The 432-nt window shown below is 72.5% G+C and carries 1 protein-coding gene; it reads left to right on the forward strand.

The genetic code is table 11. The features are described from left to right. A partial coding sequence (locus ADK41_RS08190) for an acyltransferase domain-containing protein (protein ID WP_037805368.1) occupies positions 1–432 on the forward strand: 432 nt, incomplete at both ends.

A 432-nucleotide genomic window follows, 5' to 3' on the forward strand; every position in this document is an offset into this window, starting at 1 on the left:
CTGTTCGCGGTCGAGGTGGCGTTGTTCCGGCTGGTGGAGTCGTGGGGTGTGCGGCCGGAGTTCGTGGCCGGGCATTCGATCGGTGAGGTGGCGGCGGCGCATGTGGCGGGTGTGTTCTCGCTGGCGGACGCGTGTGCGCTGGTGGCTGCTCGTGGCCGGTTGATGCAGGCGCTGCCGGCCGGTGGCGCGATGGTCGCCGTCGAGGCGGCGGAGGCCGAGGTGCTGCCGCACCTGACCGGCGAGGTGTCGCTCGCGGCGGTCAACGGCCCGTCCTCGGTGGTGATCTCGGGTGCCGAGGCCGCTGTCGAGGCGGTCGCCGGGGTGTTCCGTGAGCTGGGGCGTCGTACGTCCCGGCTGCGGGTGTCGCACGCCTTCCACTCGCCGCTGATGGAGCCGATGCTGGAGGAGTTCCGCACGGTCGCCGAGGCACTG

Source organism: Streptomyces caelestis (assembly GCF_001279005.1).
Taxonomy (GTDB): Bacteria; Actinomycetota; Actinomycetes; order Streptomycetales; family Streptomycetaceae; genus Streptomyces; species Streptomyces heliomycini.